Origin of the sequence: Thalassospira sp. MCCC 1A01148, from assembly GCF_001613795.1 — a bacterium.
In the GTDB taxonomy this organism is placed as follows: Bacteria; Pseudomonadota; Alphaproteobacteria; order Rhodospirillales; family Thalassospiraceae; genus Thalassospira.
Genome location: NZ_LPVZ01000012.1, coordinates 38,933 through 56,008 on the forward strand (window position 1 = coordinate 38,933; position 17,076 = coordinate 56,008).

At 54.7% G+C, this 17,076-nt stretch carries 17 protein-coding genes; 8 read left to right on the top strand and 9 right to left on the bottom strand.

Annotated elements, in window-relative coordinates; translation table 11 throughout:
* Positions 1-42 precede the first annotated feature (42 nt).
* Entirely contained in the window at positions 43-1,239 is a 1,197-nt protein-coding gene (fdhA, locus tag AUQ43_RS03075) for a formaldehyde dehydrogenase, glutathione-independent (RefSeq protein ID WP_062954355.1), read from the top strand.
* 167 nt (positions 1,240-1,406) lie between these two features.
* Positions 1,407-2,066, top strand: a complete 660-nt coding sequence (locus AUQ43_RS03080; RefSeq protein WP_062954356.1) for a hypothetical protein — start codon at positions 1,407-1,409, stop codon at positions 2,064-2,066.
* Positions 2,067-2,134: 68 nt separating this feature from the next.
* Here AUQ43_RS03080 and AUQ43_RS03085 read toward each other — a convergent pair whose 3' ends face one another.
* The 3 genes from AUQ43_RS03085 to AUQ43_RS03095 are packed head-to-tail and all read right to left on the bottom strand — an operon-like array spanning position 2,135 to position 4,843.
* Positions 2,135-2,929, bottom strand: a complete 795-nt coding sequence (locus tag AUQ43_RS03085) for a siderophore-interacting protein (RefSeq protein WP_062954357.1) — start codon at positions 2,927-2,929, stop codon at positions 2,135-2,137.
* Complete coding sequence (locus AUQ43_RS03090; RefSeq protein ID WP_062954358.1) at positions 2,926-3,423, bottom strand: MarR family winged helix-turn-helix transcriptional regulator; 498 nt, start codon at positions 3,421-3,423, stop codon at positions 2,926-2,928. The genes AUQ43_RS03085 and AUQ43_RS03090 overlap by 4 nt, the downstream gene beginning before the upstream one ends.
* Positions 3,424-3,439: 16 nt before the next feature.
* Positions 3,440-4,843, bottom strand: a complete 1,404-nt coding sequence (locus AUQ43_RS03095; protein ID WP_232310568.1) for an MFS transporter — start codon at positions 4,841-4,843, stop codon at positions 3,440-3,442.
* A gap of 316 nt (positions 4,844-5,159) precedes the next feature.
* Here AUQ43_RS03095 and AUQ43_RS03100 point away from each other — a divergent pair, with 316 nt between their 5' ends.
* Positions 5,160-6,365, top strand: coding sequence for a calcium-binding protein (locus AUQ43_RS03100; protein WP_181838585.1), 1,206 nt, complete (start codon positions 5,160-5,162; stop codon positions 6,363-6,365).
* A 21-nt stretch (positions 6,366-6,386) separates the two neighbouring features.
* Here AUQ43_RS03100 and AUQ43_RS03105 read toward each other — a convergent pair whose 3' ends face one another.
* Positions 6,387-7,058 (bottom strand): class I SAM-dependent methyltransferase, encoded by a 672-nt coding sequence (locus tag AUQ43_RS03105; RefSeq protein ID WP_062954360.1) that lies wholly within the window; start codon positions 7,056-7,058, stop codon positions 6,387-6,389.
* Between the two features lie 129 nt (positions 7,059-7,187).
* On the opposite strand from AUQ43_RS03105, the gene AUQ43_RS03110 reads away from it, so the two are divergent.
* On the top strand, positions 7,188-8,240 hold the full coding sequence (locus tag AUQ43_RS03110) for a hypothetical protein (RefSeq protein ID WP_062954361.1): 1,053 nt from the start codon (positions 7,188-7,190) through the stop codon (positions 8,238-8,240).
* On the opposite strand, the gene AUQ43_RS03115 is transcribed toward AUQ43_RS03110, so the two are convergent.
* Positions 8,235-9,446 (bottom strand): TIGR03862 family flavoprotein, encoded by a 1,212-nt coding sequence (locus AUQ43_RS03115; protein WP_062954362.1) that lies wholly within the window; start codon positions 9,444-9,446, stop codon positions 8,235-8,237. The two genes, AUQ43_RS03110 and AUQ43_RS03115, sit on opposite strands and share 6 nt — an antisense overlap.
* 279 nt (positions 9,447-9,725) lie before the next feature.
* On the opposite strand from AUQ43_RS03115, the gene AUQ43_RS03120 reads away from it, so the two are divergent.
* From AUQ43_RS03120 to AUQ43_RS03135, 4 genes are all read left to right on the top strand, one after another.
* Positions 9,726-10,787, top strand: a complete 1,062-nt coding sequence (locus AUQ43_RS03120) for an ABC transporter substrate-binding protein (RefSeq protein ID WP_232310569.1) — start codon at positions 9,726-9,728, stop codon at positions 10,785-10,787.
* A gap of 79 nt (positions 10,788-10,866) precedes the next feature.
* Positions 10,867-11,640, top strand: coding sequence for an ABC transporter ATP-binding protein (locus AUQ43_RS03125; protein WP_062954363.1), 774 nt, complete (start codon positions 10,867-10,869; stop codon positions 11,638-11,640).
* The gene (locus AUQ43_RS03130; RefSeq protein ID WP_062954364.1) at positions 11,630-12,463 is read left to right on the top strand and encodes an ABC transporter permease; all 834 of its coding nucleotides are present in this window, start codon (positions 11,630-11,632) and stop codon (positions 12,461-12,463) included. Before AUQ43_RS03125 ends, AUQ43_RS03130 begins: the two co-directional genes overlap by 11 nt.
* A 49-nt stretch (positions 12,464-12,512) precedes the next feature.
* Complete coding sequence (locus AUQ43_RS03135; RefSeq protein WP_062954365.1) at positions 12,513-13,001, top strand: GNAT family N-acetyltransferase; 489 nt, start codon at positions 12,513-12,515, stop codon at positions 12,999-13,001.
* Here the strand turns inward: AUQ43_RS03135 and AUQ43_RS03140 are convergent.
* The 4 genes from AUQ43_RS03140 to AUQ43_RS03155 all read right to left on the bottom strand — a co-directional run bounded on the left by AUQ43_RS03140 (position 12,998) and on the right by AUQ43_RS03155 (position 17,068).
* Complete coding sequence (locus tag AUQ43_RS03140; RefSeq protein ID WP_062954366.1) at positions 12,998-13,948, bottom strand: helix-turn-helix domain-containing protein; 951 nt, start codon at positions 13,946-13,948, stop codon at positions 12,998-13,000. The two genes, AUQ43_RS03135 and AUQ43_RS03140, sit on opposite strands and share 4 nt — an antisense overlap.
* 123 nt (positions 13,949-14,071) lie before the next feature.
* Positions 14,072-15,463: a TRAP transporter large permease gene (locus tag AUQ43_RS03145; protein WP_062954367.1), complete on the bottom strand. Its 1,392-nt coding sequence runs from the start codon at positions 15,461-15,463 to the stop codon at positions 14,072-14,074.
* Complete coding sequence (locus tag AUQ43_RS03150) at positions 15,456-15,953, bottom strand: TRAP transporter small permease (RefSeq protein ID WP_062954368.1); 498 nt, start codon at positions 15,951-15,953, stop codon at positions 15,456-15,458. The genes AUQ43_RS03145 and AUQ43_RS03150 overlap by 8 nt, the downstream gene beginning before the upstream one ends.
* Before the next feature lie 83 nt (positions 15,954-16,036).
* Positions 16,037-17,068, bottom strand: a complete 1,032-nt coding sequence (locus AUQ43_RS03155; protein WP_062954369.1) for a TRAP transporter substrate-binding protein — start codon at positions 17,066-17,068, stop codon at positions 16,037-16,039.
* Between the last annotated feature and the right edge of the window lie 8 nt (positions 17,069-17,076).

The window sequence follows — 17,076 nt, forward strand, 5'->3', positions numbered from 1 at the left end:
CAACAATCCTGACACTCCAAATCAGGGAAGAGGAAACAGAATATGAGCAGTCCATCAAATCGTGGCGTTGTATTCAAAGGTCCGGGAAAAGTCGCAATTGAAAACATCGCGTTTCCGGAATTGGCGCTGGGCAATCGCAAATGCGACCATGGCGTCATCCTGAAAGTTATCACCACCAATATCTGTGGCAGTGACCAGCACATGGTGCGTGGCCGCACGACGGCGCCCGAGGGTCTGGTTCTTGGCCATGAAATCACCGGCGTGATCGTCGAGGCCGGCCGTGATGTCGAGTTCCTTAATGTCGGTGACGTTTGTTCTGTGCCGTTCAACATTGCCTGCGGGCGTTGCCGCAATTGTAAATCCGGCCTGACCGGCATTTGCCTGAATGTAAACCCGGCGCGTCCGGGGGCTGCTTATGGCTATGTCGATATGGGCGGCTGGGTCGGCGGACAGGCCGAATATGTCATGGTGCCCTATGCCGATTTCAATCTTTTGAAATTCCCGGACTCAGATCAGGCGATGGAGAAAATCCGCGACCTGACGCTTCTGTCTGACATCTTCCCGACCGGCTTCCATGGCTGTGTCACGGCGGGTGTTGGTCCGGGCAGCACGGTTTATATCGCCGGTGCCGGTCCGGTTGGCCTTGCGGCGGCAGCATCGGCGCACCTTCTGGGTGCGGCCTGCGTGATTGTCGGTGACATGATTGATGATCGCCTTGAACAGGCACGCAGCTTTGGCTGTGAAACCATTGATCTTAAAAAAGACATGCCGATGGAAGACCAGCTTGAAGCCATCCTTGGCGAACGCGAAGTTGATTGCTTTGTCGATTGCGTGGGCTTTGAGGCCCATGGCTGTGGCTGCAACCACAATCACGAAGCGCCGGCAACGGTTCTGAACTCTGCCATGCAGGTCACCCGCGCAGGTGGCTCTATCGGTATTCCGGGCCTTTACGTGACCGAGGATCCCGGTGCAGTCGATGATGCCGCCAAGGTGGGCGCACTTAGCATGCGCTTTGGCCTGGGCTGGGCGAAATCCCATTCGTTCCACACCGGTCAGTGCCCGGTAATGAAGTATCACCGCAACCTGATGCAGGCGATCCTGTTTGAAAAGATCGATATCGCCAAGGCGGTCAATGTCCAGATGATCAATCTGGATCAGGCCCCGAAAGGCTATGCCGACTTCGATGGCGGGGCTGCGAAGAAATTCGTCATCGACCCGCATGGCAGTGTCGCTGCGTAGACCGGCAGTCGCCGACTGAAACAATCAACGCCCCGGTCATCCTGGCCGGGGTGTTTTGCATTCCGGTGGGGCGGTTCAAAACGTACGTCTGGAAACAAATGTGTCCGCAGGACGTTGAAGTGAACGTGCACAAGGCATGCGAAGACACATTTTTTCAGGGGTAACCCATGGGATCATGGATCGAGCAACACGCCACCCTGCTTCAGGTAGGCGTTAGCATCGCGACATTGATGATCTGGATTTTCTATGCGCAATTGCTGTTTCAGAGCTACCGCCGTGTGCGACGCCCGAAAATCGTCATCAACCAGATGCTGGGCAGTTCAGACAAGGCGCGCTTTTTGATCAGTAATATGAGTCAGGAAGCCATACATATCGACAAGGTGCTTGTCTGTGTTGGCGAAGGCCAGCACCAGATATGTGAACAGGTCACCGACGCAGACCCGGAACAGTTTGTCAAAGAACGTGATCCGAACCAGTCGCCGCTTTCTGCCAGACTGGAAGAGGTGACATTGCAGGGGCCGCTTGAACCGGGCGGCTGTATCGAGCTTGGCGCGCTTCAAAATCTTCTTGGGCGCATTGAACGGCGTTCGCAGCTATCCCGTGACGCCCAGAATGATCAGCAAGACAGTCTGTCACGCAGCGACCAACAACGGATCGAAATCATGGTGATCGGTGTCTATAGCTCCGAAAAAGGGGTGATTGGCGCAAGTCGGGCCTTTGTGTGTGAGCAGGATGGCAACCTGCACCCCGAAGCGGTTCAGACAACCCAGCATGCCGGATTTTTCGAACGCCGCCGCATGGCGCGCCTGCACGCGCAATATGTCTGATCATCCCCAAACATAAACGGACCCCGTTAAAGGGGCCCGATAGATGGATTTTATTGGAGGTACAGCAATCAGGCCGCCTTTTTGGCGTCCTCGGACTTGATGACCTTGTGGGTGTCCTCATTCATGCCAAGTTTCCAATAGCTTGAAATATAAAGATCATCCTTGCCAAGGCCGCGGTCCTCGCGGAAGTAGCTGCGCAACGCCCGCATGGATGTAAATTCGCACGCCGCCCAGACAGAAAGCCGACCGCCTTCATGCCATGGCAGGCGCTTGACCACATCGCTTAGAACTGTGTTCCGTTCACCCGGGCGCGGATTGATCACCCATTCAATCGTGATGTTGTCAGGCTTTTTCAAATCCTGCATGTCGGCCTCTGACCGGACTTCGATCACGGCATAGCCGCGCGCGTCATCGGGCAGGGTTTCCAGATTGACCGATACGGCGGGCAGGGCCGTCATATCACCAACAATCAGGAACCAGTCCGCCGTCGGATCAACAAGCTTTTTCGGGCCGGGGCCACCGATGGTGATCACATCACCCGGCTGGCAATTGACCGCCCAGTTCGAGGCTGGGCCACCATGATCATGGTCGTTATCGCCATCATCACCGGCACCATGCATTACGAAATCAATATCGATCTCGCGGCCATGGTCGGTCATGCGGTCATGACGTACCGTATAGGTCCGGCGTAACACGCGGCCTTTGTCATCACCCTCGATCGGAAACATCAGTTTGACATATGCACTTTCCTGATCATTCGGAAAGTCCTTCATGCCGTCACCGCCAAGGGTGACGCGCAGCATATTGGGGGTGACGTAGCCCTTTTTGATCACGGTCAGATCGCGTGGGGAAGGTTTGCTCATTTGTTCGCTCCTTGGTCTTCGGGGGTGTTACCCGCAAAGTCCAGTTTCTTGCATTTGTGGGTTTCCAGATTGTCAGACATCAGATTGGCGATCTCGACAAAATCATGGATCTGCTGTGGCGTAAGACCGCGCGTCATTTTGGATCTGACTTCTTTTTCAACAGCGCGGAAATCTTCCATTTTCGCACTGCCAGCGGCCGTCAAATGCAGGGTTTGGCTCCGTCGATCTTCGGGGTGCGGGCGGCGTTCAATCAGCCCGTCATTTTCAAGTTCTTTCAAAAGGCGCGTGATCCGGCCTTTGTCCTGACCGGATTTCTCGGCCATTTGCTGGGCGGTGATGCCGGGGATGCGGACGATCCATTTCATCACCCGCTTGTGCGAGATCGGCATCGGCATGTCGGCTGCCTGCATCGCATGCATCAAACGCCGTTTATAGGCATGCACAAGACGATGCAGGGTTTCACCCGGGACGTGGACCTGATCTTCGTCGGTCATGGCTTTTATTTCATCCTTATACGTTTGACGCGATCAAGCCGGTGCGAAGGGCATGGCGACGGCCTTCGCAGATCAGCGCTGATAGCAGGGCCGATCCACTGGCCACCAACATGATGGTCTGCAGATCAAACATGCCGCTGGTCCCAATCAGGATTGCCGCAAGTGCCGCACCAATTGATTGACCGGTCAGGCGCGCGGTGGACAGCAATCCGCTGGCACCACCCGAACGATCCCGCGGCGCACTGGTCAGCATCAGGCGGTTGTTGGGGGCCTGAAACAGCCCAAAGCCCGCACCGCACAGCGCAAGGGTGGCAACGATTGCGCCGTACCCGTCGGAACCTGCCGCCAGCGTTATGCCATAAAGCCCGGCGGCAAACAGACCCATGCCAATGCCGGTCAGACGCACCGGGGAATAACTGTCGGCCAGTTTCCCGGCAAGCGGGGCGACAATGGCCGCTGCCAATGGCCATGGTGTCATCAATAATCCCGTCATGGTCGCGCTATAGCCCAGCACATCGTGGAAATAGAACGGCATGGTGACGAACGCAATCATCATGGCGCAAAAACCTGCGACAGATGATGCGATTGAACAGGCAAAGACCGGCAACCGCAATAAATCAAGCGGCAGCATCGGGCGCGGGCGTGACAATTGACGGCGCACCAGAAACACCCCGGCAATCAGGGATGTGGCAAATTGCGCCGCAATCAAAAGCGGGTCGCTTTCAATCCCGACATTGCCAAGGGCCGCAACCAGCCCGCCAAAGGTCAAAACGTTCAGGATCGCACTGATATAGTCAAACCGTGCACGACTTGGCGCATTAAAGGGCAGGCTAAAGAACCCGATGACAATGGCCAGCGCCGAGATCGGCAGATTGATCAAAAACAGCCAGTGCCAGCTTCCAACGGCCAGAATGGCCGATGCAATCGTTGGTCCGGCGGCGGCGGAAACGGAAACCGTCATGGCAATCCAGCCAATCGCCTGCCCAAGTTTGGCTTGCGGAAAGACATGGCGCATGATCGCGGCATTGATGCTCATGATCGCAGCCGCCCCCAACCCTTGCAACACACGCGCAGCGGTCAAAAGCTCGATCGTCGGAGCCATGGCACATAGGGCCGATGCCACGCCAAATAATGCAATACCGCACAGATTGACCTTGCGAAACCCGATCGCCTCGCCAAGGGCCGAGAGCGGCAGTAGTGCCACAACAATGGCAAGCTGATAGGCCGTTACCACCCAAATCGCGTGCGCGGGCGTTACCCCCTGGTCGTTGGCAATGGTCGGCAGGGCAACATTCACGATCGTGCCGTCCAGCACGGCCATCATGATGGTCAATAGAATGGCTGCCGTCGCAAACATGTTACGCGGGGCGGGCAGGCCATCGGGATAGATCCGGGGGGAAATACGTAAAACACGTGGCATGGGGCAGGGTGCTTTCATCGGTGGTGCGAAGGGGCCAAGTAACCGGCAGGTCATTGCGTCGGAAAAGCGTGGGGCGCTTATCGGGTCCTAGCGCAAGTCCCTAAATGGTTGACTTAATCAACTACATGAGGATGGTTGATATTGTCAACCATAAAGTTGCGAATTAGTCGCAAAAGAACGTATTTGCGTCAGCTAAGTGGTTTTACTTGCTAACCTTTCGGGTGATTGAATGTGCCCGCAATGTGGGTATGGTTAAGTCAAATATAAATAAAACTGTCCTTGGGGGAGCTGATAACAGCTTATGGGGACGACGGAAATGCCCAGACAGGCATGGAAAACAAGTGCATGCGCCGTATCGCTGTGTGCGTTACTCGCCGCGTGTAGTGCACAGGAACAAGCGGACAAGCTTTATTCAGAGCGTACCGTCAGGTTCCACAAAATCTTTGTCGATGAATATGATGTCATTGGGGAACATCGCGTCTTTGACATCCTGCGCAAGACGGATACGGACCAGACACAGGCGTTGGACCTTGATCTGGGCGTTCTTGGGCGAAGGATTGCCGAGGGTGGCGACGGCAATGACCGTATTCAGGCAGGTTCGCAGGAAAAAGTCATCATCTTTGGCGGGCCTGGCGATGACGAATTGATCGGCAGCCGCGAAAGTGACCTTCTGGTCGGCGAGGACGGCAAGGATACGCTCCGTTCCGGGGCCGGGCAGGATTATCTGATTATTGACGAGTTCGATGACTTTGATGGCGGGCCGGATACTGATCGGGCGATTTATGCTGGGACAGCTGATCTTGATCTGAATATTTCGGACCATAACGTCGAAATCTTCAATTCCGGCGCGGGCGACGACTTTATTCACACTGATCTTGAGCGCGAGGCCGCGATTGATGGTGGCCCCGGAACAGATCGCCTTTATGGCGGTTGGGGAAAGGACTGGTTGCTTGGCGGAAGGGGCCGCGATTTCCTCGATGGCGGGTATGGTGATGATACCTATCTGTATCGGTACGGAGACGGGCGCGACACCATTACTGATTTCTCGTTTAACCGCCGGACAGACAAGCTTTATGACGTTTATTCGGATGGCTCCCGCCGGAACTATCGCGAAAAGGTTGTGCGCATCAAAGAACACGCCGGACGGGATCGCATCCTGTTTGGCAAGGGTGTCGCGCCGCGCGATGTGATCATCCGGTTTGACGGCCCTGATTTGTTGGTTGGACTCAGGGATGCGAAACATCCCGGCGCTGAAATTTCCGAACTTTCCGATCAAATCAGATTGTCAAACTGGACTGACAATTGTGATCAGATCGAGTTCTTTGAATTCCAGTCCGGTGCCACCGTTGATCTTGTCCGTCTGGTTGAGGTTTATGACATCACAGGGCGCGACGACGTGTTTGATTTCGGCAAGATGACGTCGTTTGATGCCTATGGCTATGACAAGACATCTGAATTGCCGGCCTGCGACCCGCGTGAAGAAACAATCAGCATTCGCGAAGTCGACCCGCCATCTGATTGAAAGGCGCGTTGATCAGAGGACCTATTTCACCCGGTACACATCATAGAAAATGTGTTTCTTGTCGGCGAAATCTTCGTGATTGGGCAGGTAGGGCATGGGCTCTGAATGGGAAATCAGTTCCCACTTCCGGGCCTTGGTGGTGGCCTGAATGGCCTTGGTGAAGGCATCATCATAAAGATCGGTGCGCTGGGTAAAGCAGACAATTCCCCCGCGCTTCACAACCCGGCAGAACTCGGAAAACAGCTGCTTGATCTCACGCACATAGGTCAGTGTGCCAATGCATTGAACGGCGGCAAAGCCATTGTCGCCAAAGGCCAGTGTCTTGTTCATATCACGCTTTTTAAGATGGCGATAAACGCCCTTGGCCTCTGCCGCCTGCAGGGATTCCAGCGACAAATCAATGCCGGTAATGTCCGTATATCCGGTCTTTGAAAGCTCCAAACCCGTTAACCCGGTGCCACATCCGGCATCCAGAACGGGTGCGTCAAACGGCACCCCGTGCTCAACCATGATGGCCGCCGCCCGCTTGGGCGCATCATAGCCCATCTTGGGCAAATCCGCATCATAGCTTTCAGCCCACTTGTCGTAATAGGCGGCAAGGGCGTCCGGCCCGGCGTCTGTCATCCGCGTCAAATCAGATGCGCTGTCGGAAATATCCGTGCCTTTGGAATTGCCATCGCTGGCACCCGTCATGGCTCACCTCACTGTTTTTGTTCTTGGATTTTTTAAATCTTGGAGGTGCGTATTAAGGCACAACCGCTATCGTAAGGCAAATTTGGGATCTGCGATTTCAGTGGAGGTTATAAGTTGATAGTTCCGTCGATGCTCGAAATAATTGGAAAAAGCGCAATTTATGGTAGTTTTGTGAAGGTGGGAATTTTCTCTAAATATGCTGTGAAAGATCCTTCGATGTGGGATAAAAATGGGTATCTTGCCAAATTTAAGCGATATTGGGCGAGGGCGAACTCCAGTAGTAGACAGGCAATTGAGTTCCGCCTTTATCTCTCATTTTGTAGCGAGTTTTTGGTGCGCGCAGCTTTGGTTCATAAGTCGCCTGTGTTGAATGCAAGCGTTGACGAGGCAAGCCTCAGGTTTGGCGGTGGCATACCTGGCGCAGGCAATGAACGTTCTGTAAAGTTTGAAACCGCCATAGCTCGTTTGAAGCTTTTGGTACCTAACCTAAACGACGAAGAGCATAAGGCTTTGGTAGCCGTTTCAGCATTTCGGAACACCGAGTTGCACAGTGACAAAGATGGTTTCTTGGGAGACCAACTGGAGACCATTAAACCCAGCATCCTATCCGCATTTGTGAAAATCTCAGAATTTATGGATGAAAACCTTGAGGACATTCTTGGCAAACGAGAAGCTGATCAAGCTCGTGAAATATCAAAGCAGATCAGTATCAAAAAGAAGCGCAGAACGGTTGATCTGATTAAGATCGAGAAAGAGAGATTTTTCTCACAGTCACAAGAGGAAATTGATAAGGCGCGAGGTGAAGCTGAGTTCCAGTTCGAGTATATGATTTCCACTAAGGGGCAGCATGTATGGGTCGACAAGTGTCCTGCATGCTCAAGCCGAGCGCTTATCTATGGGCACCCGATAGGTCATGGTGAGCCTTTTTTGAGAAACGAAGAAGTGGTCCAAGAGGTGCGGGTTCAGCCAGATGGGTTAAATTGCAGGTGCTGTAACTTGAAGCTTAAAGGCCTTGATGAAATGATCGCCGCTAATTTTAAGCATGAATACACACATATTGACGCTCTCGATCCATTAGAATTCCATGGAATAGATCCGATGGAGCACGTAGATATCGATAAGATAATTCAGGATTATGAAGAGGATCGTGAAGCTCAGTATTTAAGTTGGCGCGATCTATAAACACCCGCTCAAAAAACACCCACTCAACAAATACCCACCCGTCGGGGCTTCCCAATCGACCATTTCGCCGAGGCAGTAGGTGCCGGGGCGGTTGATGAGTTGGAAATTGTCATCCAGTTCTTCCCATGCGACACCGCCTGCGGTGCTGATGGCCTCGTCGATTGGACGGGGCTTTTTGATGTGAAGCGTGAGGTTCTTGATGGCGGTGGCGAGTGCGGTTGGGTCGTTCAGGGTTTCGCGCGGGGTGACTTCGAAAATGAGGGCTGTTTTGGTGGCATCAAGGCCGAGTGTTTTGCGCAGGTGGTTGCCCATCGAGTTTTTGCCGCGTGGCTTTGACAGGCGCTTGGTGACGTCATCAAGGTTGCGGTCAGGGGACAGGTCGAGTGTCAGCGTACCAACACCGGTTTCAAGCCATTGATCGCGGAGCGTTGCCGAGATGGCATAGACCGCACTGCCTTCGATGCCGGTTTTGGAAATGACGAACTCGCCGCGCACCGTCTGGTCGCCACATGTGAGTGTCACGGCCTTCACCGGGGAGCCTGCGCATTTGTCGATCAGATGGTCGGTCCAATTGATCTCAAAGCCGCAATTGGCCGGTTTGAACGGATTGCACTTGATCCCGGCATTGGTAAGGATTTCCATCCATTTGCCGTCTGAGCCCAATCGTTTCCAACTGCCGCCGCCAAGGGCCAGAATGGTGATGTCGGCGGTGGCGGTAACTTCGCCATCGGGCGTTCTGAAAACAGCCTGATCGGCGTCGTTCCAGCCGGTCCAGTAATGGCGATAATGGATGGTGCAGCCCAAACCATCAAGTCGGCGGAGCCAAGCGCGCAAAAGTGGGCTTGCCTTCATCGCGGTCGGAAACACCCGGCCTGACGAGCCGACAAAGGTTTCAACACCCAAGCCTTCACACCATTCGCGGATTTGATTGGGCCCGAATTTGCGCAAATGCGGTTCAAGCCGGGCGCGCGATGTGCCATAGCGGGTCAGGAAGGTTTCAAGATCTTCGCTGTGCGTGATGTTAAGCCCCGATTTCCCCGCCATGAGCAACTTGCGCCCGGCACTTGGCATGCCCTCAAAAATCGTTACGGCATAGCCATCACCGGCCAGCCGTTCGGCCGCCATCAGGCCTGCCGGACCGGCCCCGATCACCATCGCGGTTTTGCCATTTTGGGCGGGTTTTGAGGCGGGCGTTTTGGTGGGCATGATCGGCCTTGTAAATTTGGGGCGATTGAGGGCAACAACGCGGTTTTAGCGACTTTGGCAGTGCATGGCAATTTGTGCAAAGGGCCGCGCGGTGAATAGGCATCACGGCCCATAGGTTCCACCATCAGGCGAAAGATCATTTCGTGCTGTTTGCCTGTCTGGGGCAAAAGCCGCCAATTTGCATTCAATATACGCTAAACATTGGCAATTCGCTGACAATTCGGCTACCAGATTGAAGAACAGATAATTGATTCAAAAAGAAGACCCTGAGGAGGAAACATGCGTTCTTATGATCTGGTGAGCGGAGCCAAGAAGGCTGCGCGCCGTTCGGTACTGGCGGTCGCAGTTGGTGCGGCTGTTCTTGGTGCTGGCGTTGCCCATGCGGCAGAGAAAATCAACATTGCCGCCCTGACATTCGTGTCAAGCTCGCCGCTGTTTATTGCCAAGGAAAAGGGATATTTCGAGGCCGAAGGGCTTGATGCGGATATTACCTTTTTCCGTTCGGCACAGCCGGTTGCGGTGGCAATTGCCGCCGGGGATGCCGACTTTGGCGTGACGGCCTTTACGGGCGGTTTCTTTAACCTTGCGGGCAAGGGTGCGCTTAAGGTGATCGGGGCGCAGCTTCATGAAGATGTCGACTATGACGGTTCGGCAATTCTTGCATCGAACAAGGCCTATGAGGCCGGTTTGACGTCGGTGGACAAGCTTGGCGGGCACAGCTTTGCGCTGTCGCAGGTTGGCTCATCTTTCCACTACATGATCGGCAATGTTGCCGAGAAGGCCGGTGTTGATATTGAAAGCATGGAGCTTAAGCCGCTTCAGTCGGTGCCCAACATGATCGGTGCGCTCAAAAGCGGACAGGTTGACAGCATGATCATTGTCCCGCACATCGCCAAGCCGCTGCACAACGCGGGTGCTGCGCATATCATCGGCTGGGTCAAGGATTACGTGCCCTATCAGGTTGGTGGCCTGTTTACCTCGACCGCGAATGTCGAAGAACGCCGCGGTGTGGTCGAAAAATTCGTGCGCGCCTATCAGAAGGGCGTGGCCGATTACCGTGCGGCCCTGCTGGCGACCGATGGTGATGGCAATCTTGTGAAGTCCGATACCACCGACGAGATTCTCGAGATCGTGCACAAATATGTCTACAGCGATCAGCCCGCCGAGAAGGCCTATCCGAAAATTCGTAATGGCGCGATGTTCATTACCGAGGAAGGCAAGCTTGATGTCGAAGACGTCAAGGCGCAGGTGAAATGGTATCAGGAACGCGGTTATGTTTCTGACAGCGCCAACCCGGATGACTTCATCGATACCAGCTTCATTGCGCCGCTTGGCCAGTAAACTGTTGTGATATCCGACCGGGCCGAAAGATTGCTTTTCGGCCCGGTTTGCTTTTTTGTTGATTAGTAAAGAGAGCGCCATGCGCCTTCATATCAAAAATGTCAGCCACCGATATGATCAGCTCGAGGTATTGCGCGACATTGATTTTGGCATCGAACCGGGCGAGGTCGTGGCTCTGATCGGCCCATCGGGATGTGGCAAATCGACATTGCTGTCGATCATTGGTGGCCTGCTTGCGCCAAGTGACGGCGAAGTACTGATGTGTGATCAGGCCACGCCGGAAGGGTGTCTGAATCCGCTGACCTATGTGTTTCAGGATTTTGCACTTTTGCCCTGGCGCACGGTGGCGGGCAATATCAGCCTTGTGCTCGAAGATCACCCGCTGTCCAAGGCCGAGCGCGAGGAACGTATTGCCGAGGTGCTGGCGCAAACCAATCTGTCGGATTTTGCCAATGCCTATCCCAAGCAGCTTTCAGGCGGCATGAAACAGCGTGTGGGCATTGCGCGTGCGCTTGCGGTACGTCCGGCCGTGCTTTTGATGGATGAACCGTTATCGGCCCTTGATGCCCAGACACGTATTTTGCTTCTGGAGGAGTTTGCCGATCTGTTTGCCCGCACGGGTATGACGGCGGTTTATGTGACCCATAACCTTAACGAGGCCGTGCGACTGGCCCATAAGGTCGTGGCGTTGCGCCGTCGTCCAGGCACGATCAAGGAAGTCCATACGATTGATGTGCCGATCCAAAACCGTCAGGAAGGCATGCCCGAATTGATCGCCCATGAGCAGGCCCTTTGGGACCTGATCCGTGACGAGGCGATTGCCGCAGACAAGGAGCTTGAAAATGTCGCGTGATATTGATCAGGCCACGACGGGATCAAGCGCACCATCGAGTTCAGCAACCAAAGTCCGTTTTCGTGCTACCGGCTTTAACCCCAAGGCCAATCCGGTTGCCGCATGGGGCAGCTTCATTGCCGTGATCGCGCTTTGGCAACTAGGATCGAGTAGCGGCGTAATTTCCGAACTCGCGATGCCAAGCCCGGTTGCGGTTACCAAGGCGCTTTGGCAATTGCTTGTATCGGGTGATCTGTGGCGGCATCTTGGGGCGTCGCTTCAGCGGCTTGTGGGCGGCTGGATCATGGGAACTGTGGCCGGATTGGTCGTTGGTTTTCTGGTCGGCATGTTTACATGGGCGCGCTCGCCCGGTGTGGCCCTGGTTTCGGCCCTGTTTCCGATCCCGAAAATCGCATTGTTGCCGCTTTTCATCATCTGGTTTGGTATCGGGGAACCTTCCAAATTCGCCACCATTGCCTTTGGCGTGTTTTTCCCGACCGTGATCAACACATTTGGCGGCGTGGATAATGTGCAGCGCAATCTGATCCGCATGGGTCAAAGCTTTGACATGCCGATGGTATCGATCATTCGCAAAATTATCCTGCCCGGTGCGCTTCCGACCATCCTGTCGGGCTTTCGCATTTCGTCGTCTATTGCGATCATCTTGCTGATTGCTGCTGAAATGATCGGTGCGCAATATGGCATCGGGGCTTTGATTTTGGCAGCCGGGAACCTGTATCAGACCGATCAGTTGATTGCCGGTGTGGTGGTCTTGTCACTGATGGGGCTGTGTGTTTCGTGGTTGCTTGGGCGACTTGATCGCTGGCTTCTGGCGTGGCGTTAGAGACCGAGCAAAATTCCGATTTGGTTCGGCTCTCAAGGATGGAATTCAGATGACTGGTTACTGGGAAGTTCCCGCACCCGACGAACTGCCACGCATCGTTGCGATGATGGAAGATGTGCAGTTTTACGACGCAATTGCCCGCGTGCCCGATGAACAGTTGAACGCGGCACTGGCCGGATCAAAGGACACGGCACTTTGGGTGTTTCGCGTTGATCAGAAGGCGGTGGCCTATGTCTATATGACCGAGATGGCGACACGCCTGCCCAAGGTCGATGAGTTTGGCGTGTTTGAACGCGGAAAGGGCTTTGGCAAGGCGGCCTTATCAAGCCTTGCTGCCAAAATTGCCGAAACGCCTGATTATGAAAAGCTGTGGCTGAATGTTGTCGATGGCAATGACAACGCGCTTAATCTGTATCGCAAGGTCGGGTTTGGCGAGGAAAAGTTCATTGCCAAGGGCTGGAAAACGCGGTCTGGCCGGGTGGTGGATCAGGTGCGTATGTGGCTGACGCTTGATACGGTGCGGGGCTTGGCACCTTAACGCTGATCAGTTCGGAACCGGGCCGGGGATACCCCGGCCTTTTTGGTAAAGAAGCGCGAAAAATATCCGGCATCGCGAAAGCCCAGTTCATCGGCGATCTGTTGAATGGCGATGTCGGTATAGATCAGGGTCCGTTTGGCTTCCAGCATCAGGCGGTTTTGCACCACCTCGCTTGCGGTCATGCCATAAATGTCCTTGGCAATGCGGTTAAGCTGGGTGGTGGTGACGCCAATTTCGCGGGCATAGAATTCAAGCGATTTGTGCTGCTTGTAAAAGGTTTCGACCAGCGTCTGAAACTTGCGGAATTTTTCGGTCTTTTGTTCCTGGCGCGACAGGCGCGCGGACTGATCCTGCGGCACGGTGCGCCCGATGCCAAGCAACAGCAAACCCAGAATATGACGAAGGGCAAACAGCCGTCCGGTATTGTGGCTGTAATATTCCGTGACCAATTGCGAAATCAAAAAGTCGGCCGGGCTGTTGACATCGCCAGAAGATGACCGCGTATCAACGCAGATCGCCTGATCCAGCCGAGCGAGAAGTTTTGGCGCGGGGCTGAGAATTTCCTGCAGGTGATAGTCGGTCAGTGAAATCACCCAGCCATCAATATCATCACTGAATTTAAAGCCATGCACGGTGCCGGGCGGCACTGTGATCAACTGGCCTGCCTGCATGGTCAGATGTTGGTCATCAAAGCTGATTTCCGCCTGTCCACGGGTGATGTAAAGCAGCTGAAACAGGTTGGTATGGCGATGTGGCTTGATGTGCAGATCGTGCAGGCGCGATCGTTCGGGAATGCTTTCAAGGTGGAAGAATTCCGGCTCCGTGACCGGTTGCGGGTCGGATGCGCCGTTGGTGTTGGTGTCCAGATCATAGCCATTGCGCGCGGGGGGGCTCGTTGCCGCATCGCGTTCGCCATAAAGCTTATAGATCGGGATCTTGTTGCGCATCGGTGTTTTGTTCTGCGGTGGATTTAAGGAATTTCGTTGGGGCAGTTTAGACTGTTTTCCGTCCAACAAAAAGAAAAGCCCGCCACAAGAAGGGGCGGGCTTTTGCAAGACATTTGATCGTCGCTAATTGCCAAGGATTGTTGGCACAAACAACGTTAATATCGGCGCAAAGATCAGTAACAGAATACGGACGATCTCGGCGCTAAAGAATGGCATCACACCGCGGAAGGTCTGGCTCATCGGCACACCCTTGGCGAGTGCATTGATGATAAACACATTCAATCCCACCGGTGGTGTAATCAGCCCCAGTTCCACGACAATGAGCGCCAGGATACCAAACCAGATTTTAAGATCCTCGGTCCCCATGCCATAGGCCGCGGTGGCCGCCGTCGCCCAGTCGCCGCCATTGATGTCAACAAGGGCCGGCCAGAAGAACGGGATCACCACCACGATCATCGACAGGCTTTCCATGAAGCATCCCAGCAGGATCAGGGCAAGCAGCATCAACACCATAACAAGCCACGGATCAAAGCCACTGGTGGCGGCGGCTTCGGCCATATATGCCGGAAGGTTGGCGCGGCTAAAGAAGCCCTTGAGGATTTCCGCACCCAGAAGGATGAAGAAGATCATCGAGGATGTAATCGCCGTATCCTTAAGCGACTGACGCAACCCTTTCCAGGTCAGCCCGCCTTTGCCGCGAATGCGCATGTAGGCGCCGTAAACCAGAATGGCGAACACGCCCACGCCGGCCGCAGGTGTCGGCGTAAACAGACCCGCACCAAGACCGAGAATGATCGATCCAAAGATCACCATCACCGGGATCAGGCGCAGAAGGGCTTCCTTGCGTTCCGCCGCTGGCATCGGTTCGGGTTTCGGGGCCAGTGAAGGGTTCAGGCGAACCTGAATGGCAATCACCGCCATAAAGAACAGAACCGCAATCAGACCCGGAATGATGGCCGCCTGAAACATCTGAATAATAGATGCCTCTACCGTCACGGCATAAATCACAAGCGCGACCGATGGCGGGATCAGAATGCCAAGCGTCCCGCCCGCAGCCAACGTTCCGGTTGCCAGACGGGGCGAATATTTCAGACGGTCAAGTTCGGGCAGGGCAACCTTGCCCATGGTTGATGCAGTGGCAAGGGATGATCCGCACACCGCACCAAAACCGGCGCACGCCCCGATGGCTGCCATGGCAACACCGCCACGGAAGCGCCCCAGCAAGGCATTGACACCCTGAAACAGATCGCGTGACAGGTTGGCCTGACTTGCAAGATAGCCCATCAGAACAAACAGCGGTACGACCGAAAGTTCATAGTTCGAGACAATCCCGTAAAGCAAGGATTTGAACTGCTGCAGATAGGGGTCAAAGCGCAGGAACGGGAAAAACAGGCTGAGCACATAGTTGCCGCCAATGCCGACACCCACCATGGCAAGGCCAACCGGAACCCGCAGCGCAAGAATAACAAAGAGAAGGGCAAGGCCACCAAGGCCGATCAATTCACGTTCAGACATCGGCCTCTCTCTCGAAAATCTGGTTTCCGGCAATTGCGGCCCACAGGAACATCGCAATGATGCCCGGCACGTAGAACGGCCAGATCGGCCAGCCCAAAATTGCGGAAAGGGTATTGTCGCTGCGCACTTCAATCAGGCCATGGACCATCATGTAACCAAGGAACAGTGCGAGCGCGGTCATCAGAATGGCAGACAGGGTATCGACAACGCGCGCGAACCAGTCGGGAAACATCTTGATGAATACGTCAACCGCGACATGCCCGCGATGTGCCTGACAATAAGGGAAAAACATCAACGCCGCCGAACTGACGATCATGCTGACAAAGTCCTCATAGCCGATGATGGCCGGGACGTTGGCATCAAATAGCCGGGCGATCTTGTCGAGGCCAAAGGCCGTCACATTGACAATCGTGACAATCGAGATCAGCAGGGCAAGCATGCCACCGGCAACGGCAAGCCACGAAGCGGCCTTGTAAAGCACGTTTTTCATATCTCTAACATTCTTGCGGGAAAACAGGGTCACATATCAGCATGATACGTGACCCCACAAGATTTACCAGCAACGTCGCAATGTTACTTGGTGTGGGCCTGAACGGCTGCCTTTGCATCTTCGACAAGTTTCGCGCCATCAATGCCGTTTGACGTGGATTCTTCAATCCAGCGATCAATAACGGATGCGGCCGCATCATCGAAGGTTGCCTTTTCAGCAGCGGTCAGCTGAACAACCTGGCCCTTGCCTTCGTTGACCATACGCTTGCCGACTTCTTCAACGCCGTTAAAGACGTCGCCGATCTGGGCAGCAAAATCACGGCCAGAGTTACGGTCGATGATTTCCTTGAGATCGTCTGGCAGGCTCTCGTAACGGTCCTTGTTCATGGCGAACAGGAAGGTCGAGGTGCCAAAGCGCGAATTAACGCCTTCGCCTTCAACAGAATAGGAAATCATTTCAGCCAGTTTCAGCGGCGGTACAACTTCGAACGGTACCAGGCCACCATCAACCACGCCCAGCGACATGGCCTGCGGCAGGGCCGGAACCGGCATGCCAACGGGCTCAGCGCCCCAGGCTTCGATCACCCAGGAACCGGTACGGGTCGGGGTACGCAGTTTCAGACCTTTGACGTCATCAACGGTGCGGACTTCCTTTTCCGTCAGGTGAATGGCCTGACCGGCATGCACATGAACCGCAAGCGGATGAATGTCGGTAAGGTCTTCGGCGTACTGGTCTTTCAGGTCCCACATCGCAAGGTTGGTTGCGCGTGCGTCGCCCAGATGAACACCCGGAAGCTCAAAGACTTCAAGACGCGGGAACACGCCCGGGGTATAGCCCGGAAGGGTCCAGACGATATCGGCCACGCCATCACGGACCTGACGATACAGTTCCGGCGGGTTGCCGCCCAGCGACATGGACGGGAAGATTTCAAACTTGATGCGGCCGTTTGATTCTTCTTCGATTTTCTGCGCCCACGGTTCAATCATCTTCGACTGGGCCGGTGCTTTCGGGCCCAGGAAATGGTGGACGGTCAGGGTAACTTCCTGTGCGTGTGCGCCAAACGACACCATGGTCGCGACAGCAGCACCGGCAAGCAATTTGGTGATCTGTTTCATTCTCTTCC